At 61.0% G+C, this 22,821-nt stretch carries 20 protein-coding genes and 1 riboswitch; of the genes, 10 read left to right on the plus strand and 10 right to left on the minus strand.

Going from position 1 to position 22,821, the window contains the following annotated elements; translation table 11 throughout:
* Positions 1 to 3 precede the first annotated feature (3 nt).
* The 3 genes from SOP85_RS06830 to tkt form a co-directional block, all read right to left on the minus strand.
* On the minus strand, positions 4 to 1,167 hold the full coding sequence (locus tag SOP85_RS06830) for a phosphoglycerate kinase (protein WP_274075604.1): 1,164 nt from the start codon (positions 1,165 to 1,167) through the stop codon (positions 4 to 6).
* Positions 1,168 to 1,193: 26 nt separating this feature from the next.
* A complete protein-coding gene (gene epd / locus SOP85_RS06835; RefSeq protein WP_274075605.1) occupies positions 1,194 to 2,249 on the minus strand; it encodes an erythrose-4-phosphate dehydrogenase in 1,056 nt (351 codons plus the stop codon).
* A 192-nt stretch (positions 2,250 to 2,441) separates the two neighbouring features.
* Entirely contained in the window at positions 2,442 to 4,439 is a 1,998-nt protein-coding gene (gene tkt / locus SOP85_RS06840) for a transketolase (protein WP_274075606.1), read from the minus strand.
* Positions 4,440 to 4,697: 258 nt separating this feature from the next.
* On the opposite strand from tkt, the gene SOP85_RS06845 reads away from it, so the two are divergent.
* The 4 genes from SOP85_RS06845 to SOP85_RS06860 all read left to right on the plus strand — a co-directional run bounded on the left by SOP85_RS06845 (position 4,698) and on the right by SOP85_RS06860 (position 9,209).
* Positions 4,698 to 5,693, plus strand: coding sequence for an ArsR/SmtB family transcription factor (locus SOP85_RS06845; RefSeq protein ID WP_323626462.1), 996 nt, complete (start codon positions 4,698 to 4,700; stop codon positions 5,691 to 5,693).
* Positions 5,694 to 5,711: 18 nt separating this feature from the next.
* Positions 5,712 to 6,902, plus strand: coding sequence for a methionine adenosyltransferase (gene metK / locus SOP85_RS06850; RefSeq protein ID WP_274075608.1), 1,191 nt, complete (start codon positions 5,712 to 5,714; stop codon positions 6,900 to 6,902).
* Positions 6,903 to 7,036: 134 nt separating this feature from the next.
* A complete protein-coding gene (gene ligB, locus SOP85_RS06855; RefSeq protein WP_323626463.1) occupies positions 7,037 to 8,710 on the plus strand; it encodes an NAD-dependent DNA ligase LigB in 1,674 nt (557 codons plus the stop codon).
* 103 nt (positions 8,711 to 8,813) lie between these two features.
* Positions 8,814 to 9,209 carry a DUF1090 domain-containing protein gene (locus tag SOP85_RS06860; protein WP_323626464.1) on the plus strand — a complete coding sequence of 132 codons (396 nt, stop codon included), beginning with the start codon at positions 8,814 to 8,816 and terminating at the stop codon, positions 9,207 to 9,209.
* A 49-nt stretch (positions 9,210 to 9,258) separates the two neighbouring features.
* Here SOP85_RS06860 and SOP85_RS06865 read toward each other — a convergent pair whose 3' ends face one another.
* The gene (locus SOP85_RS06865) at positions 9,259 to 9,708 is read right to left on the minus strand and encodes a c-type cytochrome (protein WP_274075611.1); all 450 of its coding nucleotides are present in this window, start codon (positions 9,706 to 9,708) and stop codon (positions 9,259 to 9,261) included.
* Positions 9,709 to 9,836: 128 nt separating this feature from the next.
* Between SOP85_RS06865 and mltA the strand changes: the two genes are divergently transcribed.
* Complete coding sequence (gene mltA, locus SOP85_RS06870) at positions 9,837 to 11,021, plus strand: murein transglycosylase A (RefSeq protein WP_274075612.1); 1,185 nt, start codon at positions 9,837 to 9,839, stop codon at positions 11,019 to 11,021.
* Between the two features lie 141 nt (positions 11,022 to 11,162).
* On the opposite strand, the gene SOP85_RS06875 is transcribed toward mltA, so the two are convergent.
* Both SOP85_RS06875 and SOP85_RS06880 read right to left on the minus strand, forming a co-directional pair.
* Entirely contained in the window at positions 11,163 to 11,546 is a 384-nt protein-coding gene (locus SOP85_RS06875) for an MAPEG family protein (protein ID WP_323626465.1), read from the minus strand.
* A 31-nt stretch (positions 11,547 to 11,577) separates the two neighbouring features.
* A complete protein-coding gene (locus SOP85_RS06880; RefSeq protein ID WP_323626466.1) occupies positions 11,578 to 12,411 on the minus strand; it encodes an EamA family transporter in 834 nt (277 codons plus the stop codon).
* A gap of 268 nt (positions 12,412 to 12,679) precedes the next feature.
* On the opposite strand from SOP85_RS06880, the gene SOP85_RS06885 reads away from it, so the two are divergent.
* Positions 12,680 to 13,849, plus strand: coding sequence for an MFS transporter (locus SOP85_RS06885; protein ID WP_323626467.1), 1,170 nt, complete (start codon positions 12,680 to 12,682; stop codon positions 13,847 to 13,849).
* Here SOP85_RS06885 and SOP85_RS06890 read toward each other — a convergent pair whose 3' ends face one another.
* Complete coding sequence (locus SOP85_RS06890; protein ID WP_274075616.1) at positions 13,850 to 14,737, minus strand: formate/nitrite transporter family protein; 888 nt, start codon at positions 14,735 to 14,737, stop codon at positions 13,850 to 13,852.
* A gap of 71 nt (positions 14,738 to 14,808) precedes the next feature.
* On the minus strand, positions 14,809 to 15,213 hold the full coding sequence (locus SOP85_RS06895) for an acyl-CoA thioesterase (RefSeq protein WP_008057039.1): 405 nt from the start codon (positions 15,211 to 15,213) through the stop codon (positions 14,809 to 14,811).
* Positions 15,214 to 15,403: 190 nt separating this feature from the next.
* A riboswitch (S-adenosyl-L-homocysteine riboswitch) is annotated at positions 15,404 to 15,506 on the plus strand.
* A gap of 23 nt (positions 15,507 to 15,529) precedes the next feature.
* Between SOP85_RS06895 and ahcY the strand changes: the two genes are divergently transcribed.
* From ahcY to SOP85_RS06915, 4 genes are all read left to right on the plus strand, one after another.
* The gene (ahcY, locus tag SOP85_RS06900; protein WP_274075617.1) at positions 15,530 to 16,939 is read left to right on the plus strand and encodes an adenosylhomocysteinase; all 1,410 of its coding nucleotides are present in this window, start codon (positions 15,530 to 15,532) and stop codon (positions 16,937 to 16,939) included.
* A gap of 162 nt (positions 16,940 to 17,101) precedes the next feature.
* Positions 17,102 to 17,947, plus strand: a complete 846-nt coding sequence (gene metF / locus SOP85_RS06905; protein WP_274075618.1) for a methylenetetrahydrofolate reductase [NAD(P)H] — start codon at positions 17,102 to 17,104, stop codon at positions 17,945 to 17,947.
* A 190-nt stretch (positions 17,948 to 18,137) separates the two neighbouring features.
* Positions 18,138 to 18,953 carry a substrate-binding periplasmic protein gene (locus SOP85_RS06910; protein ID WP_323626468.1) on the plus strand — a complete coding sequence of 272 codons (816 nt, stop codon included), beginning with the start codon at positions 18,138 to 18,140 and terminating at the stop codon, positions 18,951 to 18,953.
* Between the two features lie 225 nt (positions 18,954 to 19,178).
* Positions 19,179 to 21,053 carry a DEAD/DEAH box helicase gene (locus tag SOP85_RS06915; protein WP_274075620.1) on the plus strand — a complete coding sequence of 625 codons (1,875 nt, stop codon included), beginning with the start codon at positions 19,179 to 19,181 and terminating at the stop codon, positions 21,051 to 21,053.
* Positions 21,054 to 21,280: 227 nt separating this feature from the next.
* Here the strand turns inward: SOP85_RS06915 and SOP85_RS06920 are convergent, their stop codons facing one another.
* Positions 21,281 to 21,868, minus strand: a complete 588-nt coding sequence (locus SOP85_RS06920) for a YceI family protein (RefSeq protein WP_154947410.1) — start codon at positions 21,866 to 21,868, stop codon at positions 21,281 to 21,283.
* 32 nt (positions 21,869 to 21,900) lie between these two features.
* The gene (locus SOP85_RS06925; RefSeq protein WP_274075621.1) at positions 21,901 to 22,452 is read right to left on the minus strand and encodes a cytochrome b; all 552 of its coding nucleotides are present in this window, start codon (positions 22,450 to 22,452) and stop codon (positions 21,901 to 21,903) included.
* Positions 22,453 to 22,821 lie beyond the last annotated feature (369 nt).

Below are 22,821 nucleotides of genomic sequence, written 5' to 3' on the forward strand. Positions count from 1 at the left end.
CCCTCAGGCCTTGGCCCGGCTTTCCAGGACTTCAACGGCTGGCAACACCTTGCCTTCGACGAACTCCAGGAACGCGCCGCCGCCGGTAGAAATGTAGGAGATTTGCTCGGCGACGCCATATTTATCGATGGCCGCCAGGGTGTCGCCACCGCCAGCAATGGAAAATGCCGCGCTGTCTGCGATGGCCTGGGCCAACACTTTGGTACCGTTACCGAACTGGTCGAATTCAAACACGCCGACCGGGCCGTTCCACAGGATGGTCTTGGACGATTTCAGCAGTTCGGCGAAATTGGCCGCCGTCTGCGGACCAATGTCCAGGATCATGTCGTCGGCGGCCACATCGGCGATCAGCTTCACAGTGGCCGTTGCGCTTTCAGCGAATTCCTTGGCGACCACAACGTCTACCGGCAGCGGCACGCTGACTTTGGCGGCGATGGCGCGAGCGGTGTCCAGCAGGTCCGGCTCGTACAGCGATTTGCCGACAGGGTGACCGGCAGCCGCCAGGAAGGTGTTGGCGATACCGCCGCCGACGATCAGTTGGTCGCAGATCTGGCTCAGGCTGTTGAGCACGTCTAGCTTGGTCGAGACCTTGGAACCTGCCACGATGGCGGCCATTGGCTGAGCCGGGGCGCCGAGCGCCTTGCCCAGTGCGTCCAGTTCGGCCGCCAGCAAAGGACCGGCAGCGGCAATCTTGGCGAACTTGGCCACGCCGTGGGTCGAACCCTCGGCACGGTGCGCGGTGCCAAAGGCGTCCATCACGAACACGTCGCACAGGGCCGCATACTGCTGGGCCAGCTCATCGGCGTTCTTCTTTTCGCCCTTGTTGAAGCGCACGTTTTCAAACAGCACAATGTCGCCGGCTTTCACGTCGACGCCGCCCAGGTAATCAGCCACCAGCGGCACTTCGCGGCCCAAGGCCTTGCTCAGGTAGTCAGCCACTGGCTTGAGGCTGTTCTCGGCCGAGAATTCGCCTTCGGTCGGACGGCCAAGGTGCGAGCAGACCATCACGGCCGCGCCTTTTTCCAGGGCCAGCTTGATGGTCGGCAGCGAAGCCAGGATTCGCGCATCGCTGGTGACGGCACCGTCCTTGACTGGGACGTTGAGGTCTTCGCGAATCAGTACGCGCTTACCTTGCAGATCGAGGTCGGACATCTTCAACACGGTCATGGGTCGCATTTCCTGAGTAGCTGTTCTTAGAGAGCAGGTTTTTTTGAGGCTGTGTGCAGATAGTGTTCCGCAACGTCCAGCATTCGGTTGGCAAAACCCCATTCGTTGTCGAACCAGGCCAGGATGTTCACCAGCCTTGGGCCGGAAACTCGAGTCTGACTGGCATCGACGATCGCCGAATGTGGGTCGTGGTTGAAATCACAACTTGCGTGGGGCAACTCGGTGTAGGCCAGCAGACCTTTGAGCGGGCCGCTGGTGGCAGCCTCGCGCAGGATCCGGTTGACCTCGGCGGCGTCGGTGTCGCTCACGGTCTGCATCGTGATGTCGAGGCAAGACACGTTAACCGTCGGCACACGTACGGCTTTGGCCTGAATTCGCCCGGCAAGTTCCGGCAGCAGACGTTCGATGCCGCGCGCCAGACCAGTGGACACCGGAATCACCGACTGAAACGCCGAACGGGTGCGGCGCAAGTCTTCGTGATGGTAGGCGTCGATCACCGGCTGGTCGTTCATGGCCGAGTGGATCGTGGTGATCGACACGTACTCTAGACCAATGGCCTGGTCCAGCAGGCGCAACAGCGGCACACCACAGTTGGTGGTGCAGGAGGCGTTGGACACCAGCAGCTCGTCGCCGGTCAGGCAATCCTGGTTCACACCGTAGACGATGGTGGCGTCGACATCCGCCTCGCTGGCCATCGGCTGGGAAAACAGCACGCGCGGCGCGCCGGCGTCGAGGAACCGCTGGCCGTCTTCGCGAGTGTGGTAGGCGCCGGAGCATTCCAGCACCAGATCGACGCCCAACGACGCCCAATCGATGCCTTCGGGAGTGGCACTGCGCAGGACCTTCACGCAGTCGCCATTAATATGCAGACAATCGCCGTCGACCTTCACTTCTCCGGGAAAACGCCCGTGGGTGGAGTCGAAGCGTGTCAGGTATTCAATACTGGCCATGTCGGCCAGGTCGTTGATCGCGACAATTTCAAACCCGGCCTTTTCGCCTCGCTCGAACAACGCACGCAAGACGCAACGACCAATCCGGCCGTAGCCGTTGAGTGCAACTTTGTAGGGACGCGGTTGAGGCATTGGGGTTCTCGATGGACGCAGTCAGACGAAATTCTTATGTGCAACTCGCCCCTTGCAGGAGCGAGCTTGCTCGCGATGGACTTAAGGACAACGCATTTATCCAGATAGCCAGCGTTATCGTTAACGACCATCGCGAGCAAGCTCGCTCCTACAGGGGGGGACGGCGGCGGTCTTGAAACCGCCGCGTTTTGCTTAGTCTTCCAGCAGCTCTTCAGCCTGACCCAGGATGTTTTCCAGGGTGAAGCCGAACTCTTCGAACAAGGCAGGCGCAGGCGCCGACTCGCCGTAGGTGGTCATGCCGATCACGCGACCTTCCAGGCCGACGTACTTGTACCAGTAGTCGGCGATGGACGCCTCGATGGCGATACGGGCGCTGACCTGCAACGGCAGGACCGATTGCTTGTAGCCGGCGTCCTGGGCATCGAACACGCTGGTGCATGGCATGGAAACCACACGCACCTTGCGGCCCTGCTCGGTCAGTTTGTCGAAGGCCTGAACGGCCAGACCCACTTCGGAACCGGTGGCGATCAGGATCAGCTCAGGCTCGCCTGCGCAGTCCTTGAGCACATAGCCACCGCGGCTGATGTCGGCAATCTGGCCGGCATCACGGGTTTGGTGCTGCAGGTTCTGACGCGAAAAGATCAGGGCCGAAGGACCATCTTTACGCTCCAGCGCATACTTCCAGCACACCGCCGATTCAACGGCATCGGCCGGACGCCAGGTGTCGAGGTTCGGCGTGCAGCGCAGGCTGGCCAGTTGCTCGATTGGCTGGTGAGTCGGGCCGTCTTCGCCAAGACCGATGGAGTCATGGGTGTAGACGTGGATCACGCGCTGCTTCATCAGGGCCGACATGCGTACCGCGTTGCGCGCGTATTCCATGAACATCAGGAAGGTCGCGCCGTAAGGCACCAGGCCGCCGTGCAGGGCCACGCCGTTCATGATTGCGGTCATGCCGAACTCGCGCACGCCGTAGTACATGTAGTTACCGCTGGCGTCATCGGCGGTGACACCTTTGCAACCTTTCCACAGGGTCAGGTTGGAACCGGCCAGGTCAGCCGAACCGCCGAGGAACTCTGGCAGCAGCGGACCGAACGCGTTCAGGGCGTTCTGGCTGGCTTTACGGCTGGCGATGGTTTCGCCCTTGGCGGCCACTTCGGCGATGTAGGCAGCGGCTTTTTCCGAGAAATCAGCCGGCAGCTCGCCGCTCAGACGACGGATCAGCTCGTTGGCTTCGGTCGGGAACGCGGCGGAGTAGGCCGCGAAACGCTGGTCCCACTCGGCTTCGACCGCGCGGCCAGCTTCCTTGGCATCCCACTCGGCATAGATGTCGGCCGGGATTTCGAACGGGCCGTGGTTCCACTTCAGCGCTGCACGGGTCAGGGCGATTTCCGCGTCACCCAGCGGGGCGCCGTGGCAGTCTTCCTTGCCTTGCTTGTTCGGCGAACCGAAGCCGATGGTGGTCTTGCAGCAGATCAGGGTCGGCTGCGAGCTCTTGCGCGCGGTCTCGATCGCCGTCTTGATCTCTTCCGGGTCATGACCGTCGACGTTGCGGATCACTTGCCAGTTGTAGGATTCGAAGCGCTTTGGCGTGTCATCGGTGAACCAGCCTTCGACTTCGCCGTCGATGGAGATGCCGTTGTCATCGTAGAAGGCGATCAGTTTGCCCAGGCCCAGGGTACCGGCCAGGGAGCTGACTTCGTGGGAGATGCCTTCCATCATGCAGCCATCACCCAGGAATACGTAGGTGTGGTGGTCGACGATGTTGTGGCCAGGACGGTTGAACTGCGCCGCCATGACTTTTTCAGCCAGGGCAAAGCCCACGGCATTGGCCAGGCCCTGACCCAGTGGACCGGTGGTGGTCTCGACGCCTGGGGTGTAGCCCAACTCCGGGTGGCCCGGGGTACGGCTGTGCAGCTGGCGGAACTGTTTCAGGTCATCGATCGACAGGTCGTAGCCGGTCAGGTGCAGCAGCGAGTAGATCAGCATCGAGCCGTGGCCGTTGGACAGCACGAAGCGGTCACGGTCGGCGAACGATGGATTGCTCGGGTTGTGCTTGAGGTAGTCGCGCCAAAGCACCTCGGCGATATCCGCCATACCCATGGGGGCACCGGGATGGCCGCTGTTGGCTTTTTGCACGGCATCCATGCTGAGGGCACGAATGGCGTTGGCACGCTCACGACGGCTAGGCATCGCTGATCTCCTGGGGTTTGATATAAACGAATCGGAAAAAGGCGAGCATTTTCCCTCACCGGGACACCTTGGGGCAATGACAGAAAGTCATCTGAAGGCGTTTTTCCCATGCTTGTTGACGGATTAGGCGGGTGAAACCTTTCCGCTGTTGCCTTGTAGAGTTAACCAGTTCGTGAGAAGTGCCATCTATCGATCAATATCAAAACTTTTTGATATTGATCTTGCGGTGCTTCCGGTGCGTGACTAGACTGCCGGCCTATGAATTTACGCGCGCCCTCCATTCGCCAGGACGATTGTGATGAGCTGGCGGCCTTGTGCAAGGCCGGCGGTGATCCCCTGCGCCTGAATGTCTTGCGCGCGCTGACCAACGATTCGTTCGGCGTACTGGAACTGGCGCAGATCTTCGGCATCGGCCAATCGGGCATGAGTCATCACCTCAAGGTGCTGGCCCAGGCTGACCTGGTCGCCACCCGCCGTGAAGGCAATGCGATTTTCTACCGTCGCGCCCTGCCCCACACCGAGTTGACGGGGGGCAAGCTGCATGCGGCCCTGCTCGAAGAAGTGGACAACCTGACCTTGCCTGCCGACGTGCAGATGCGCATCACTCAAGTGCACAAGCAACGCGAGGCGGCCAGCCAGGACTTTTTCTCACGGGTCGCCGAGAAATTTCGCGCCCAGCAAGACCTGATCGCCGGCCTGGCGCAGTACCGCGAAAGCGTGGTGGCCCTGCTCGACAAACTGAGCTTTGGCAGCGCGGCCACGGCGATCGAAGTCGGCCCCGGCGACGGCGCCTTCCTGCCGGAACTGGCACGTCGTTTCACCCAGGTCACGGCACTGGACAATAGCCAGGCCATGCTCGAACTGGCGCGCCAGGTGTGCGAACGCGATTCGCTGACTAACGTTAGCCTGCAACTGGCCGATGCCTTGAACGGCGTCAGCCTCAAGGCCGATTGCGTGGTACTGAACATGGTGCTGCATCACTTTGCCGCGCCGGCCGATGCGCTCAAGCACATGGCCAATTTGCTGCAACCAGGCGGCAGCCTGCTGGTGACAGATTTATGCAGCCACAACCAGAGTTGGGCCAAGGAGGCCTGCGGTGATCTCTGGCTGGGGTTTGAACAGGACGATCTGGCCCGTTGGGCCACCGCTGCGGGACTCGTCCCCGGAGAAAGCCTCTATGTAGGCTTACGTAATGGTTTCCAGATCCAGGTCCGCCATTTTCAGCGGTCGGCTGGCGACACTCACCATCGGTAATTTCAGGAAAACATCGAGATGAGCGAATACTCCCTTTTCACCTCCGAGTCCGTGTCTGAAGGGCATCCGGACAAAATCGCCGACCAGATTTCTGATGCGGTGCTGGACGCCATCATCGCTGAAGACAAGTTCGCCCGCGTGGCGTGCGAGACTCTGGTGAAAACCGGCGTGGCGATCATCGCCGGCGAAGTCACCACCTCGGCCTGGGTTGACCTGGAGCAGATCGTTCGTGACGTCATCACCGACATCGGCTACACCAGCTCCGACGTCGGCTTCGACGGCGCGACCTGCGGCGTGATGAACATCATCGGCAAGCAGTCCCCTGACATCAACCAGGGTGTCGACCGCGCCAAGCCTGAAGATCAGGGCGCTGGCGACCAGGGCCTGATGTTCGGCTACGCCAGCAACGAAACCGACGTGCTGATGCCAGCCCCGATCACGTTCTCGCACCAGCTTGTACAAAGGCAAGCCGAAGCCCGCAAGTCCGGCCTGCTGCCGTGGCTGCGTCCGGACGCCAAGTCCCAGGTCACCTGCCGTTACGAAGGCGGCAAGGTCGTGGGTATCGACGCCGTTGTCCTGTCGACCCAGCACAACCCGGACGTGTCGTACAAAGACCTGCGCGAAGGCGTGATGGAGCTGATCGTCAAGCACGTCCTGCCGGCCGAACTGCTGAGCAAGGACACGCAGTTCCACATCAACCCGACCGGCCAGTTCATCATCGGTGGCCCGGTGGGCGACTGCGGCCTGACCGGTCGCAAGATCATCGTCGACAGCTACGGCGGCATGGCCCGCCACGGCGGTGGCGCGTTCTCCGGCAAGGATCCATCCAAGGTTGACCGCTCGGCCGCCTACGCCGGTCGTTACGTGGCCAAGAACATCGTCGCTGCCGGCCTGGCCGAGCGTTGCGAAATCCAGGTGTCCTACGCCATCGGCGTCGCCCAGCCGACCTCGATCTCGCTGAACACCTTCGGCACCGGCAAGATCAGCGATGACAAGATCGTCAAACTGGTCCGCGAAGTGTTCGACCTGCGTCCTTACGCAATCACCACCATGCTCGACCTGCTGCACCCGATGTACCAGGAAACCGCAGCGTACGGCCACTTCGGTCGCACCCCGGCAACCAAGACGGTTGGCGAAGACACCTTCACCACCTTCACCTGGGAAAAAACCGACCGCGCCGAGCACCTGCGCACCGCTGCCGGCCTGTAAGTTTTTCCGGCGGTACCCAAAACCCCGCACGGTTCGCCATGCGGGGTTTTTTCATGCCTGGAAACAATCCCGCATACCCACCCGCCCGCTGCTGACTAACCTTCAGGCACCTCCATCGAGCAAGGACGCTCACGATGCTGCCCCGCCTGCTGACCGCTTTACTCCTCACTTTCGCGTGCCTGGACACTGCTGCCGGCGAATGCCCCGCCTGGCCACCCGCACGTGCCGCGCAGGAAATCGCCGTACTGCAAAAACAGATCGAGCGCTGGGATGACAGCTATCACCGTGAAGGCCGATCGTTGATCGCCGACGAACTTTACGATCAGTCCCTGGCACGCCTGGCCGAATGGCGCCAATGCTTCAGCCTCGGTGTGGCCACCGATCCATTGCGCACCGCGACCGGACCGCTGGTCCACCCGGTGCCTCATACCGGCCTGGAAAAACTGCCGGACGGTCGCGCCGTCGAACACTGGCTGCGTGATCGCGCGGATGTCTGGGCGCAGCCCAAGGTCGACGGCGTGGCGGTGACCCTGGTGTACCGCAAAGGCATGCTGGCGCAGGCGATCAGCCGCGGCGACGGTGTGCAGGGCCAGGACTGGACCGCCTCGGCGCGCCAGATCGCCGACATTCCGCAACGCCTGTCAGCGCCACAGGACCTGGTGGTCCAGGGTGAGCTCTACTGGCGCCTGACGGACCACGTGCAAGCCACCGACGGCAGCCTCAACGCCCGCGGCACGGTAGCCGGCTTGATGGCGCGCAAGACGTTGAGCGCTGGGCAGGCCGAGGGCATAGGCCTGTTTGCCTGGGAATGGCCCCACGGCCCGACGAACTTGCCGGCCCGTATCGCGGAGCTGGAAAAACTGGGTTTCGCCGGTACCGCGCAGTACACCCAGGCCATCGGTACCTTGGCCGAGGTCGAACGCTGGCGCGATCACTGGTATCGCTCGCCCTTGCCGTTCGCCAGCGACGGGATTGTCCTGCGCCAGGCGCAGCGCCCGCCTGCCGAGCGCTGGCAGGCAAAGGCGCCGTACTGGATCGTTGCCTGGAAGTATCCCTTCGCCCAGACACTGGCCGAGGTGCGCAAGGTTCACTTCCAGATTGGCCGCACGGGGCGGATCACCCCCGTGCTGGAGTTGACCCCGGTAACCCTCGATGACCAGCAGATCAAGCGCGTCAGCGTGAGCTCCCTGCAACGTTGGCAAACCCTGGATATTCGACCGGGCGACCAGGTGGCCATCAGCCTCGCCGGGCTGACCATTCCCAGGCTCGACGGCGTGGTGCTGCGCAGTACCGAACGCGTGGAAATGAACGTGCCGCTGGCAGCCGACTTCCATCCCTTGAGCTGTTGGCAGCCAACCCCGGGATGCGAAAGCCAGTTCCTCGCGCGCCTGACCTGGCTTAGCGGCAAGCACGGACTGGCCCTGCCCCATGTCGGCCCCGGCACCTGGGAAAAACTTCTTGAAACAGGTCGCCTGAACAGCCTGTTGGATTGGTTGACCCTCGATGCTCAAGAGCTTGCTAACATTGACGGTTTCGGCGAGCGCAGCGCTGCCCGGTTGGCCACCAGTTTCGAGAGTGCCCGGCAACGCCCGTTCGCCCGCTGGCTCAAGGCCCTGGGCATGCCTCCGACCGGCCGGGCGTACCTCGGCGATTCATGGCATGAGCTGGCGCAACGAGACATCGAGCAATGGCAGGCCCAGCCCGACATCGGACCAGGACGCGCGACACAGTTGAGCGCATTTTTCCGCGATCCGCAGGTCCTGGCCCTGAGTGAAACGCTGCGCCGGGCCGGCATGGACGGTTTTTAGTCTTGACCCGGTGACGTCCGTGCGCCCGGGAACCCAATAGTCCCGATGGGCTCAAACATGCCATCGCTGCATCGACACGAATGCCTTTTCACCTGGAGCTTTTATGAAATTTCTTCCACCGCTGGTCCTGTTGACCCTTTGCAGCGTAATGGCCACTCCCCTGATGGCTGTCGAAGACGCCCCGGGCCTGACCGGTTGCGCGGCCAAGAAACAAGGCATCATCAATCAGATCGAATTGGCCAAATCCCGCGGCAATACCGACCAGCAGGCCGGTCTGGAGAAGGCTTTGAGCGAAGTCAGCGCCAATTGCACCGATGCCTCGCTGAAGAAAGAACGGGAAAACAAGGTGCTCGACGCCAAGCACGAAGTCAGCAAGCGCCAGGCCGACCTCGACAAAGCCATGAAACAAGGCGACGCCGAGAAGATCAACAAGCGCAAGGACAAACTCGCCGAGTCCCGCAAGGAATTGCAGGAAGCGGTGGACGAACTGGACAGGTAGGAGCTGGCTTGCCAGCGAAGCTCTTGGCGGCCTCAAGCCCTCCTAAAGGTCAATGATCCCGAAACTCCTTATGGCACGCACTGCAGGCATCTTCGACCTTCTGTACCGCCGGCCCCAGGTTACTGGCCTTGTAGGGTTGAACCTGACTGGCGATCACCAGTTCGCCGGTGGCAGTTTCCAGGCTGCGAGCCATCTGCTCAAAGCGTGCCTGCTTCTCCCAGACATCACTCTTGGCGCTGGTGTGATCTTCTTCACGCACCTGCGGAAAATGTTTCCACGGCTCATGGGACAGCGCATCGAGTTTCACCGCGCCCTCAGCGAATCTGGGGCCATCGAATGCAATACGGCCACGCAGCATCCCGCCCAGGTCTTCACCGGTCTTGAGCATCTGTTTGAAAATGGCCTTGCGCTGGCCGAGGGGCGAATTGGGGTCGACGCCGCCACAAGCGGACAGCGTGAGGCAGGCCAGCAATACAACAGAAAGTCTTTTAAGAGTCATGGTGGCTTCAGGTCGCGGAAAACGTCGGCCAGTATCCTCGCGTCACCGGCAAACACCAATACCCCTATTATCAATACGGGTTGCATGAGCGCACTCGACACTCAGGCAACCGGCAAAGGAATTATCCAATGAACAGCCGTTTCAAGGCCTGGTGTCACCCCCTGGCCTGGACGCTTCCGATCGTGGCCGTGCTTGCAGGCTGCACCGGCGGTGAAGACAAACAACCGAAGACCCACGCCCTGGCCACCTACTCGAGTGCCACCTGGGAAGCATTGCCGGCAGTCTCCGACAGCGACCTCGTCGCCGGTTTCGGTTCCTGGCGCAGCGCCTGCACCCGACTCAAGGCCGACCCGGTCTGGGGCGGCACCTGCGCAGCGGCGGCGAACGTGCCGCAGAGCGCCAATGACATTCGCGGCTTCCTCAAGCAGAACCTGGATGTCTACGGCCTGCGCGCCGCCAACGACAACCCCAACGGCCTGATCACTGGCTACTACGAACCGGTCTACCCGGGCAGCCTTACCCAGACCACAACGGCGAACATCCCGGTGTACGGCGTGCCCGAAGACATGATCATCGTCTCGCTGGACAGCATCTACCCGGAACTCAAAGGCAAACGCCTGCGCGGTCGACTTGAGGGCCGCGTGCTCAAGCCGTACGACGATGCCGCAACCATCGAGAGCAAAGGAGTCAAGGCGCCAGTGGTGGCCTGGTTGACCGACCCGATGAACCTGCAATTCCTGCAAATCCAGGGTTCAGGCCGTATCCAGCTCGACAGCGGCCGGCAACTGCGCATCGCCTACGCCGACCAGAATGGCCACCCGTACCGGCCCATCGGACGCTGGCTGGTGGAGCAAGGCGAGCTGAAAAAAGAAGACGTGACCATGGGCGCCATCAGCAACTGGGCCAAGGCCAATCCTTCGCGCATTCCGGAACTGCTCGGCAGCAACCCGAGCTATGTGTTTTTCACTCGTAACCCGGATAGCAACGAAGGGCCGCGCGGTTCGCTGAACGTGCCGTTGACGGCCGGTTACAGCGCAGCGGTGGATCGCAAGGTGATTCCGCTGGGCAGCCTGTTGTGGTTGTCCACCACCAAACCGGACGGCACTGCCCTGGTACGCCCGGTGGCGGCCCAGGACACCGGCGGCGCGATTGCCGGCGAGGTTCGTGCGGATCTGTTCTGGGGCACCGGCGAGGCGGCCGGGCAACTGGCGGGAGACATGAAGCAGCAAGGACAGATCTGGATGCTGTGGCCCAAAGGCGCGGCGCTGCCACAAGTGCCGCAGGTGGCGGATGCGGCTAAACCAAATCCCTGAGATTTGCGCTGCCTGGTCAATCGCCTTCGCGAGCAAGCCCGCTCCCACATCGGATCTTCAGTGGACACAGACTTTGTGTTGAAGGTTATCCAGTGTGGGAGCGGGCTTGCTCGCGAAGAGGCCCTTTATGGCGGTGAAAATTCAGACCGACATAACGAAGAACGCAGCAATCAACCCCATCCCCACAAACCACGCCAACGACCGCAAAATCGCCAAGTCGGCCAGATAGAAAATGATGTACAGCAGCCGACTGGTGATGAACAACACCGACAGCACATTGATCGTCACCAGCTCCGCATTGCCCACCAGATGCGCCACGATCACTGCCGCCGCGAACGCCGGGGTCACTTCGAAGCTGTTCAGTTGCGCCGCATGCGCGCGCCTGGCCAAACCATTGAGCGACTCGAGAAAGTCACGGGGATCATGGTTGTCACTCAGACGAAACCCGCCACTGGCCTTGGCGATCCCTGTACAGACATAAGGCAGAAAAATCGCGATCAAAATGCACCACAGAGCAACCGTCATAAAGCAGTCCCTTCTTCACGTTTCAGAACAGTCAGAATTTCATCACCAGCATGCCGACCAATACCAGCCCACAGGCTAAGAGCCTTGGGCCGCCGAAAGGTTCTTTCAGGTAACGCATGCCGAACAGCACCACCAGAATCACGCTGATCTCGCGCAAGGCAGCCGCTTCGGCAATCGAGCCCAGCTGCATGGCCCACAGCACCAGAGCGTAGCTGAACAACACGCAGAATCCGACCGCCAGACCCAGGCGCCACTGCTCGCGCCAAAACAACTTGAACGCTGGCCGTTTGCGTACCCAGGCCAGCAATGGAAACGGCCAGGCACTGAGCAATGTCACCCAGACCAGGTAATCCAGAGGATGCGACCAGCGCCGCAGCGCCTGGCCGTCGATGAAGGTGTAGCAACCGATGCACAAGCCGATCAGCGCCACCACCGGCAGCATCGACCACGGCAAGCGTGCACCGCCTCCCCCCTGCCAGAGCAGGCAAAGCATGCCGAGCGGGATCAGCAGGATTCCGAAAATCTGCTGGTTAGTCAGCACCTCCCCGGCAAAAATCAGCGTCAGCGCCAACACCACCAGCGGCGATAAACCGCGCATCAACGGATAGACCAACCCGAGGTCGCCGACCCGATAGGCCTGGATCAGCAAATAGCGGTAGAGCAACTCGAACGCAGCCGAGGCAAGAATCCATGGCCAGATTTCCAGCGGCGGCAGCTGCACGAACGGCAGCATCAGCGCGACGAATAGCAACGCCACGCTGTCCATGCAGGCAACCACCAGCAAACGCTCGGCACTGAATTTGATCAGGGTATTCCACGCCGCATGCAGCAGCGCCGCCACCAACACCAACGCCGTCGCAAACACGGCCTACTCCTTTTCTTGTGGATCGCCCCCTTGTAGGAGCCGGCTTGCTGGCGATGGCGATTTCAGGGACGCCATCGCCAGCAAGCCGGCTCCTACAAGAACTGATTCGCCATATGTCAGCAGCTGTTTATACTGCAACCGACCACGCCGCACTCAGTTGCGCACACCTAATTCCAATAAAAATGCCTCCGACCGCTCTCATCGAGACCGGTCCTTGGCATGCGTATGCCTGATCAAAGCGTCAAGACTACCGACAGAGACCTTGCGCATGCCACTCGCCTTGCTTGCCCTTGCTGTTGCCGCGTTCGGCATCGGCACCACTGAATTCGTCATCATGGGCTTGTTGCCCGATGTTGCCCGCGACCTCGCGGTGAGCATTCCCGACGCCGGACTGCTGATCACCGGCTACGCCCTGGGCGTGGTGTTCGGCGCACCGATCCTCGCGGTCGGCACCGCCAACATGCCGCGCAAGGCGACACTGCTGGGCATGACGCTGATGTTCATCCTCGGCAACATGCTCTGCGCCCTGGCCCCCAATTACGCCACGCTGATGGCAGCGCGGGTGATCACGGCCCTGTGTCATGGCGCGTTCTTCGGTATCGGCTCGGTGGTCGCCGCCGGCCTGGTGGCGCCGAACAAACGGGCCCAGGCCATTGCCATGATGTTCACCGGCCTGACCCTGGCCAACGTGCTTGGGGTGCCACTGGGCACCGCGCTTGGGCAGTACGCCGGCTGGCGTTCGACGTTCTGGGCGGTGTCGGTGATCGGTGTGATCGCGGCCATTGCGCAATGGGTCTGGCTGCCAAAGCACATCGCGATGGACAAAGCCAACCTGGCCAGCGAGTTCAAAGTGCTGGGCAAGGCCAACGTGCTGCTGGCTCTGGGCATGAGCGTGCTGGCCTCGACCAGTTTGTTCAGCGTATTCACCTACATCGCGCCGATCCTGCAGGACATCACCGGCGTCAGCCCCCATGGCGTGACCATCATGCTGTTGCTGTTCGGCGTGGGTCTGACGGCGGGCAGCATGCTCGGCGGACGATTGGCCGACAGCCGCCTGCTGCCTTCACTGGTCGGCATGGCGCTGGCGGTGGTGGTGGTACTGGCCGCGTTCAGCCAGACCAGCCACTCGGTGATTCCGGCCGCGATCACCCTGGTGCTGTGGGGCATTTTTGCCTTCGCCCTGTGCCCGATCCTGCAACTGCTGATCATCGACCAGGCCCATGAAGCGCCCAATCTTGGCTCAACGCTGAACCAGAGCGCATTCAATCTCGGTAACGCGGCAGGTGCCTGGATAGGCGGGCTGGTGGTCGCCAGCGGTGCCGACCTCGCGGACCTGCCGTGGACCGGTGCAGCGGTCAGTGGCCTGACCGTGCTGGCCGCGCTGTATTTCATCTACCTGCAACGGCGCGCTGGCGCTGCGGTGAATGTGCCGGGCTGATCATTTCCTGATCTCCTGCGGATCGGGTTTTCCAGCCTGATCCGCTGGTTCTTTTGGCGGCCCGCTCTCGCTGCGAATCTGCGCATGGCTGATCAAGGCGAAGATGAAGCTGCCTCCCACGATGTTGCCCACCAGCGTCGGCCCGGCGAACACCAGCCAGAAATCCTTCCACGGCAGCTCGCCGGCAAACACCAGATAACCGACCTCCAGCGAACCGACCACGATGTGGGTGAAATCCCCCAGCGCCATGAGGTAGGTGATGAGGATGATGATCCACATCTTGGCGCTCTCCATGGACGGAATCATCCAGACCATGGTGGCGATCATCCAGCCCGAGATGATGCCCTTGGCGAACATCTGGTCGACGTCGTTTTCCATGACCTTGCGGCCGATGTCGAGGAAGGCAACGTCGGTCTTGCTGTCGAAAATCGGCAGCTCCAGCATGACGTAGGCTACCAGCAAGGTGCCGCAGAGGTTGCCCACCAGCACCACCGACCACAGCCGCAACAACCGGCCGAAGTTGCCGAGCGTGGGTTTGCTCATGATCGGCAGCACGGCGGTCAGGGTGTTTTCGGTGAACAGTTGCTGGCGGGCGAGGATCACCGCGAGGAAACCGGCGCAGTAGCCGAAACTGGCGATGACCTTGAATCCTTCGCCGTCCGGTAGCCGGGAATTGAGCAAGCCCATGCCCATCAGCGACAGGCCCATGGTCAGGCCTGCGGCCAGCGCCGACCACCACAGGGCGGCAACGCTGCGTTCCAGCTCCTGATTGCCCTGGGTGCGGATGATTTCGTGCAGAACCGCCGCGCGTGGCGGCTGGTTTTTTTCGACTTCGTGCTGTTCTTTTGCCGAGAGGTCGGGGGTCTTGCCGTCTTTTCGAGTGTCCATGGAACTCCTGAACCGCTGGCTGCGATGTAGTTACGACCCGCGCGGTTCAGATTCCGTTCGTCATCCTCAAATTATTCGACGGCGCCTTCATCCTTGAACTGGTCTTTGACGTATTTGATCTCGGTGCGGCCGTGTGGCGCCGGCAACCCGTCTTCGCCCAGGTTGACGAAAACGATCTTCTCCACCGTCAGGATGCTTTTGCGGGTGATCTTGTTGCGCACTTCGCACTTGAGGGTGATCGAGGTGCGACCGAACTCGGTAGCGGTGATACCCAGCTCGATGATGTCGCCCTGGCGCGAGGCGCTGACGAAGTTGATTTCGGAAATGTACTTGGTGACCACGCGCTGGTTGCCCAGCTGGACGATCGCGTAGATCGCCGCTTCTTCGTCGAGCCAACGCAGCAGGCTGCCGCCGAAAAGCGTGCCGTTGGGGTTGAGGTCTTCGGGTTTAACCCATTTGCGGGTGTGGAAATTCATGGGGGGCTCCGGATTTGAGGCGTTTGGGCGATAGGGTTCTGCCCCACAGCTTCAAGTTTTAAGTGAGAAGCTGCAAGCAAAAGCAGATTCGCTGAAACTTGCCGCTTGTAGCTTGCCGCTTGCCACTAGCCGGACAAAGAAAGCTATAATCGCCACCGATTTAGAACGGCTACTACCGTTTTCCCGCCACCTGTCCGAGGGGCGCTGCAGCAGGTTCAACCTGTCAGGCTCGGATGGGGCGTTGCTTGGCTGTCATCAGCCAGACACTAAACGCACAACGGCGCCCATTCGCATACATTACGAATGGAGGCTCTTCATGAGCGCTGTTATCACGCCTGCAGATTTTAACGATTACAAAGTCGCCGACATGTCCCTGGCTGCCTGGGGCCGTCGCGAAACCATCATCGCCGAATCGGAAATGCCGGCCTTGATGGGTCTGCGTCGCAAGTACTCCGAAGAGCAACCGCTCAAGGGCGCGAAGATCCTCGGCTGCATCCACATGACCATTCAGACCGCCGTGCTGATCGAAACCCTGGTTGCCCTGGGTGCCGAAGTACGCTGGTCGTCCTGCAACATTTTCTCGACTCAGGACCAGGCTGCTGCGTCCATCGCCGCTGCCGGCATCCCGGTTTTCGCCTGGAAAGGTGAAACCGAGCAAGAGTACGAGTGGTGCCTGGAGCAGACCATCCTCAAGGATGGCCAGCCATGGGACGCCAACATGATCCTCGACGACGGCGGCGACCTGACCGAGCTGCTGCACAAGAAGTACCCACAGGTACTGGACCGCGTTCACGGCGTGACCGAAGAAACCACCACCGGCGTGCACCGCCTGCTGGACATGCTGGCCAAGGGCGAGCTGAAGATCCCGGCCATCAACGTCAACGACTCGGTGACCAAGAGCAAGAACGACAACAAGTACGGCTGCCGTCACAGCCTGAACGATGCCATCAAGCGTGGTACCGACCACCTGCTGTCCGGCAAGCAAGCGCTGGTCATCGGCTACGGTGACGTGGGCAAGGGCTCGGCCCAGTCCCTGCGTCAGGAAGGCATGATCGTTAAAGTCTCCGAAGTCGACCCGATCTGCGCCATGCAAGCCTGCATGGACGGTTTCGAACTGGTTTCGCCGTTCATCGACGGTATCAACACTGGCACCGAAGACAGCATCGACAAAGCGCTGCTGGGCAAGATCGACCTGATCGTGACCACCACCGGTAACGTCAATGTTTGCGACGCGAACATGCTCAAAGCCCTGAAGAAGCGTGCTGTTGTCTGCAACATCGGCCACTTCGACAACGAAATCGACACCGCTTTCATGCGCAAGAACTGGGCATGGGAAGAGGTGAAGCCGCAGGTTCACAAGATCCACCGTACCGGCGCTGGCGATTTCGATCCGCAGAACGACGACTACCTGATCCTGCTGGCTGAAGGCCGCCTGGTTAACCTGGGCAACGCCACTGGCCACCCAAGCCGCATCATGGACGGTTCGTTCGCCAACCAGGTACTGGCGCAGATCTTCCTGTTCGGCCAGAAGTACGCCGACCTGTCGCCAGCCCAGAAAGCCGAGCGCCTGACCGTTGAAGTACTGCCGAAGAAACTCGACGAAGAAGTGGCCCTGGAAATGGTCCGCGGTTTCGGCGGCGTCGTGACTCAACTGACCAAGACCCAGGCCGACTACATCGGCGTGACCGTCGAAGGTCCGTTCAAGCCGCACGCTTACCGCTACTGATCGGATCTGCAGCCTGCTCTCCCTTGTGGGAGCGGGCTTGCTCGCGAAGGCGGTTCATCATTCGACATAAATGTTGTCTGACCCACCGCTTTCGCGAGCAAGCCCGCTCCCACATGGGGATGTGCACGTCTTCCAGGCTTACGTGTTTCCAAGGATATGACCATGTCCCAAGATCGTCGCTACAGCTTCGAGTTCTTCCCTACCAAGACCGACGCTGGGCATGAAAAGCTGCTCGCCACTGCCCGCCAGCTGGCCACGTACAACCCCGATTTCTTCTCCTGCACCTACGGCGCCGGCGGTTCGACCCGTGATCGTACGCTCAACACCGTGTTGCAGCTCGAAAGCGAAGTCAAAGTCCCGGCCGCACCGCACCTGTCCTGCGTCGGCGACAGCAAGGCCGACCTGCGCGGCCTGCTGAGCCAGTACAAGGCCGCCGGCATCCAGCGCATCGTCGCGTTGCGCGGTGACCTGCCTTCGGGCATGGGCATGGCCAGCGGCGAAATGCGCCACGCCAACGACCTGGTTGAATTCATTCGTGAAGAAACCGGTGATCATTTCCACATCGAAGTCGCTGCCTACCCGGAAATGCATCCACAGGCCCGCAACTTCGAAGACGATATAGACAACTTCGTGCGCAAGGCCAACGCTGGCGCCGACAGTGCGATCACCCAGTATTTCTTCAACGCCGACAGCTACTTCTACTTTGTCGAGCGTGTGCGGGCCAAGGGTGTGAACATTCCGATCGTGCCGGGGATCATGCCGATCACCAACTACAGCAAGCTGGCCCGCTTCTCCGATGCCTGCGGTGCGGAAATCCCGCGCTGGATCCGCAAGCAACTGGAAGCCTACGGCGACGATACCCAGAGCATTCAGCGTTTCGGCGAGCAAGTCATCACCGAAATGTGCGAACGCCTGCTCCAGGGCGGCGCGCCAGGGCTGCACTTCTACACGCTGAACCAGGCTGAAGCGAGCCTGGCGGTGTGGAACAACCTGAAGTTGCCGCGTTAAGCATCAAGGCAAGATCAAAAGATCGCAGCCTGCGGCAGCGCCTACAGGGGAAATGTGTAATCCCTGTAGGCGCTGCCGAAGGCTGCGATCTTTTGCTTTCACGCACTTTTATTGTGCGGCAATCCACGGAGTTAGAGCATCTGCTGCCAGTTTCTGGCTCTTTCGCGTTTCTCGTCGTAATCTCAAGCCCATGCCTTTGATCACGCAGTTAATCGCCCTGCTCGTTATCACTTGCCTTAGCTTTGCCGCTAGGGGCGAGAAATTGCGCATTGTCACCGAACCCTGGGCACCTTACGTGTACGAGGAAAACGGCAAGGCCCTGGGGCTGGACTACGAAACCACCGCCATCGTCTTCAAGCGCCTGGGCATCGAAGTGGAATGGCAATTCCTGCCCTGGAAACGCTGCCTGTCGATGCTCGAAACCGGCCAGGCGGACGGTGCACTGGACATTTTCCACAGCGAAGAGCGCGATGCGACCCTGCTCTACCCCAGCGAACCGCTCTCGGAAGTCCAGTTCGTGATGTTCTACGCCAATGCCCGGCCCCACCCGTTTCGCACTCTGGACGAACTGCGCGGCCTGACCATCGGCATCTCTCCCGGCTACCTGTACAGCCAGGACTTTCGGGACTCGACCCTGTTCACCCGGGAACCGGCCCCCAGCCATGAAGCGAACTTCGGCAAGCTGGTGCGCGGGCGGATCGACCTGCTGATCACCGACCGCCGGGTCGGCCAGCACCTGCTCGACGAACTGAACATCCGTAGCAAGATCACCGAAAACCCCACGATCATCAGTCAGCAGAGCCAGTTTCTGGCAGTGCGCCGCAATGCCGGCATGGACCTGCTGGTGCAGCGCTTCGGCGCCGAACTCAAACGCTTCAAGCGCGAACCGGCCTACGCCGAACTCAGCGCGCGCTATGGCGCCGCCCCGGCCATTATCGTCAACCCCGCACGAACCACGGCCAACACGGAAAAAACCGTTGAGCAGCAGGAAAGCGGCGCGCAGTGATTGCTCTGTTATACTCCGGCCTTCCCGCCAGGCTCACGCCCGGACGCTCGGAACCGTTCAAGGCATCTCGACCCCGCTACAGCGCAGCTTTTCAGCCCGCGCGAGCGCTCCAGACGAGCCTTCGTGACCGAAGCAGGACCGGACGGGATTGCGTTCCCCATAAACGCCATTCGCGCCAGGCAAGACTCCCATTGGGCCAAGCCCTAACTTAGAACAGGATTACTCATGTCCTTTGCTTCCCTCGGTCTCTCCGAGGCTTTAGTCCGCGCCATCGAGGCAGCGGGCTATACCGAGCCTACTCCGGTGCAACAGCGGGCCATTCCCGCCGTGTTGCAAGGTCGCGACCTGATGGTCGCGGCACAGACAGGTACTGGTAAAACCGGCGGTTTCGCCCTTCCGATCCTGGAGCGGTTGTTCCCCAACGGTCACCCGGACAAATCCCAGCGTCACGGCCCGCGCCAACCGCGCGTACTGGTCCTGACCCCTACTCGCGAACTCGCCGCGCAAGTGCACGAAAGCTTCAAGGTCTATGCCCGTGACCTGAAGTTCGTCAGCGCCTGCATCTTCGGTGGCGTCGGCATGAACCCGCAGGTCCAGGCCATGTCCCGTGGCGTCGACGTGCTGGTGGCCTGCCCTGGCCGCCTGCTCGACCTCGCCGGCCAAGGCAGCGTCGACCTGTCCCACGTGGAAATCCTCGTGCTGGACGAAGCCGACCGCATGCTCGACATGGGTTTTGTCCATGACGTGAAGAAGGTCCTGGCCCGACTGCCGGCCAAACGCCAGAACCTGCTGTTCTCGGCGACCTTCTCCAAGGACATCACCGACCTCGCCGGCAAATTGCTGCACAACCCGGAACGCATCGAAGTCACGCCGCCGAACACCACGGTCGAGCGCATCGAACAGCGCGTATTCCGCCTGCCGGCCAACCACAAGCGTTCGCTGCTGGCGCACCTGATCACCGCCGGTGCCTGGGAACAGGTCCTGGTGTTCACCCGCACCAAGCACGGCGCCAACCGCCTGGCCGAGTACCTGGACAAACACGGCCTGAGCGCCGTCGCGATCCACGGCAACAAGAGCCAGAACGCGCGCACCAAAGCCCTGGCCGACTTCAAGGCCGGTACCGTGCGCATCCTGGTTGCCACCGATATCGCGGCTCGCGGCCTGGACATCGACCAGTTGCCACACGTGGTCAACTTCGAACTGCCTAACGTCGATGAAGACTACGTGCACCGCATCGGCCGTACCGGCCGTGCCGGTCGTTCGGGCGAGGCGATCTCGCTGGTGGCCCCGGACGAAGAAAAACTGCTGAAAAGCATCGAGCGCATGACCAAGCAGAAAATCGCCGACGGCGACCTGATGGGCTTCGATATCAGCGCTGTGGAAGCCGAGAAGCCTGAAGCACGCGAGCGTCCGGACGTGCGCAACCCGCGCAATCCACGTGGCCCGCGCGGTGATGGTCCGAATGGCGGCGGCGGTGGTGGCGGTCGCAAGGACAAAGGCAAGGACAAGGGCAAGGAAAAGCCGGCGGCCGAGCGCGGTGAGCGTCCGGCCCGTCAGCAAAAGCCGCGCGAAGGCACCCCGGCCCGCGAACAGCGCCAGCCAAGCCAGGCGCCGCGTGCCGCGGCTGATCGTGCTCCGGACGAGTTCCTGGACGACGATATCGATAACTTCGGAAACCGCGTCGACTACGTGCCACAGCAGAAACCTGCCCAGGGCCGTGGTCGTCGTCCAGGTGCACCGGCACAAGGCACCGCCGCCGGTTCGGGCGCTCCTCGTGGCGGCAAGCCACAAGGTGGCCGCCAGAACGGTCCGCGCAACAGCGATGGCGCCAGTACCGGCACCCCGCCAGCCAAGCGCAGCGGTCCACGCAGCGGCGCACCACGTGATGGCCAGGCCCGTCGCGAAGACTCGCGCAACCGCCGCCCGGCCCGGGACGATCAACCGCGTTCGGAACCGGCCGTGCAGAACCCGCGCGGTCCTGCGCCGAAGATCATGCACAAGGAGTCGAAGGCCGATCGCTTCCCGACACCTGAGCAGCTGGATCAACTGCCAAGCCGTCCTCGCGGTGAAAAACCGGCATTGCTGACCCGCAATCGCTGATTTATCGCTGCAATAAAAAATGCCCCGTGCCGAAAGGTCCGGGGCATTTTTTATGCCTGAACACAAAACCTGTAGGAGCCGGCTTGCCGGCGAAGGCGTCCGAAAGACCGACGCAACGTTCAAAGACGCCTTCGCTGGCAAGCCAGCTCCTACAGGGGGATTGCGTAGGGCAATAAAAAACGCCCGTGCTCAAAAGAGCAGCGGGCGTTTTTTGTCAGGCGCTAAAATTATTTCGCTTTGACACCTTCAAAGGTCACGTACATTTCAACTGCATCGGACGATGGGCCCAGGTCTTTCTGCTTGCCGAAATCGGAACGCTTGAGGCTGAAAGTACCCTCGAAGCCTGCACGGTAGCCGCCCCATGGATCCTTGCCTTCACCCAGGAAAGTGGCCTTGACCACGATTGGCTTGGTCACACCGAGGATAGTCAGGTCGCCAGCCACGTCAGCAGTGTCCTTGCCAGCGGCATTCTTGCCGGTAGGTTTGACGCTGGTGGAAACGAACGTGGCTTTGCTGCCGTTCAGGAAGTCTTTGCTGGAGATGTGCTTGTCACGTTCTGCGTTGTTGGTGAACACGCTGGCGGTGTTCACGTTGAATTCGATCTTGCTGTCTTCAGGCTTGGCAGCGTCAAAGCTGAACTTGCCGTCGATGTCCTTGAAGGTACCGGTGATGAAGCTGTAGCCCAGGTGGCTGATCTTGAAGTCAACGAAGGCGTGCTGGCCTTCCTTGTCGACCACGTAGTCAGCGGCCATTGCGTTACCGGCGGACAACAGGGCGGAACCGATTGCCAGAGCGGCCAGAGTCTTTTTCAACATACTTTGTTTTCCTTTGGAGTCGAGGTTGAGCTTCAGGCTTTGCGACCCAGCATGCGCTTGAGGGTCACATCACGGTCGATAAAGTGGTGCTTCAATGCTGCCAACGCATGGAGGCCGGAAAAAATTACCAGCACCCACGCCAGGTACAGGTGGATCACACCGGCGGTATCGGCCTGGTCCGGTAGCCCGGACACCAGCGCAGGCACTTCAAACAAACCAAACACCGGGATACCGACACCTTCTGCGGTGGAAATCAGGTAACCGGCAATCATCACAGCGAACAGACTGAGATACAGAAAGCCATGGCCGAACCTGGCGCCCAGGCGCGTCATGCGGCTGTAGCTGGACAAGGTTGGTGGCGGCGGACTGACGAAGCGCCACAACACCCGCAGCACCATCACGCCCAGCAACACCAGGCCGATGCTCTTGTGCAGGTCCGGCGCGTCTTTGCGCCAGGTGCTGTAGTAGTCGAGCCCGACCATCCACAGCCCCAACGCGAACAATCCGACGACCGCCAGCGCCACACCCCAGTGCATGAAAATGCTGACCCAGCCGTAGCGGGAAGTAGAGTTTCGTAGCTGCATTTGCCTAGATCCCTGTAAGTGCTGGCCCAAGACTATCGATTTATCTATCGAATTAAAGCGGAAAATTTCGCTTTGAAATATCGAAAAATGCGATCAAGAGTCTGTAACACACGGGTTAAGGAATGATTAAAGTCGAGATTGTGAAAAAAAGTGAATACAAACCTGAGAACACCTGTATCAAAAGGTTTATTCGATTTCGGCTCCCGGTTTTTTTCAGGCGAAAAAAAACGCAGCCCTGAGCCTAATGCCAGTCAGTTAAGCTGACTGGCATTTTTATTTCTGATCGGATACTTCGGCGATTTGAGCCGGATGGCTCGGGGATAAATACGCTCCTCTCGCCGATGAGGCAGGACATAGTGCGGCGCTGAA

It is taken from the genome of Pseudomonas sp. YuFO20 (assembly GCF_035064975.1).
Taxonomy (GTDB): domain Bacteria; phylum Pseudomonadota; class Gammaproteobacteria; order Pseudomonadales; family Pseudomonadaceae; genus Aquipseudomonas; species Aquipseudomonas putida_AE.

What these genes read in the sequence shown, in the direction of transcription:
- SOP85_RS06830 (WP_274075604.1), bottom strand. Translation starts at nt 1,167, where the DNA reads ATGACCGTGTTGAAGATGTCCGACCTCGATCTGCAAGGTAAGCGCGTA.
- epd (WP_274075605.1), bottom strand. Translation starts at nt 2,249, where the DNA reads ATGCCTCAACCGCGTCCCTACAAAGTTGCACTCAACGGCTACGGCCGG.
- tkt (WP_274075606.1), bottom strand. Translation starts at nt 4,439, where the DNA reads ATGCCTAGCCGTCGTGAGCGTGCCAACGCCATTCGTGCCCTCAGCATG.
- SOP85_RS06845 (WP_323626462.1), top strand. Translation starts at nt 4,698, where the DNA reads ATGAATTTACGCGCGCCCTCCATTCGCCAGGACGATTGTGATGAGCTG.
- metK (WP_274075608.1), top strand. Translation starts at nt 5,712, where the DNA reads ATGAGCGAATACTCCCTTTTCACCTCCGAGTCCGTGTCTGAAGGGCAT.
- ligB (WP_323626463.1), top strand. Translation starts at nt 7,037, where the DNA reads ATGCTGCCCCGCCTGCTGACCGCTTTACTCCTCACTTTCGCGTGCCTG.
- SOP85_RS06860 (WP_323626464.1), top strand. Translation starts at nt 8,814, where the DNA reads ATGAAATTTCTTCCACCGCTGGTCCTGTTGACCCTTTGCAGCGTAATG.
- SOP85_RS06865 (WP_274075611.1), bottom strand. Translation starts at nt 9,708, where the DNA reads ATGACTCTTAAAAGACTTTCTGTTGTATTGCTGGCCTGCCTCACGCTG.
- mltA (WP_274075612.1), top strand. Translation starts at nt 9,837, where the DNA reads ATGAACAGCCGTTTCAAGGCCTGGTGTCACCCCCTGGCCTGGACGCTT.
- SOP85_RS06875 (WP_323626465.1), bottom strand. Translation starts at nt 11,546, where the DNA reads ATGACGGTTGCTCTGTGGTGCATTTTGATCGCGATTTTTCTGCCTTAT.
- SOP85_RS06885 (WP_323626467.1), top strand. Translation starts at nt 12,680, where the DNA reads ATGCCACTCGCCTTGCTTGCCCTTGCTGTTGCCGCGTTCGGCATCGGC.
- SOP85_RS06890 (WP_274075616.1), bottom strand. Translation starts at nt 14,737, where the DNA reads ATGGACACTCGAAAAGACGGCAAGACCCCCGACCTCTCGGCAAAAGAA.
- SOP85_RS06895 (WP_008057039.1), bottom strand. Translation starts at nt 15,213, where the DNA reads ATGAATTTCCACACCCGCAAATGGGTTAAACCCGAAGACCTCAACCCC.
- ahcY (WP_274075617.1), top strand. Translation starts at nt 15,530, where the DNA reads ATGAGCGCTGTTATCACGCCTGCAGATTTTAACGATTACAAAGTCGCC.
- metF (WP_274075618.1), top strand. Translation starts at nt 17,102, where the DNA reads ATGTCCCAAGATCGTCGCTACAGCTTCGAGTTCTTCCCTACCAAGACC.
- SOP85_RS06910 (WP_323626468.1), top strand. Translation starts at nt 18,138, where the DNA reads ATGCCTTTGATCACGCAGTTAATCGCCCTGCTCGTTATCACTTGCCTT.
- SOP85_RS06915 (WP_274075620.1), top strand. Translation starts at nt 19,179, where the DNA reads ATGTCCTTTGCTTCCCTCGGTCTCTCCGAGGCTTTAGTCCGCGCCATC.
- SOP85_RS06920 (WP_154947410.1), bottom strand. Translation starts at nt 21,868, where the DNA reads ATGTTGAAAAAGACTCTGGCCGCTCTGGCAATCGGTTCCGCCCTGTTG.
- SOP85_RS06925 (WP_274075621.1), bottom strand. Translation starts at nt 22,452, where the DNA reads ATGCAGCTACGAAACTCTACTTCCCGCTACGGCTGGGTCAGCATTTTC.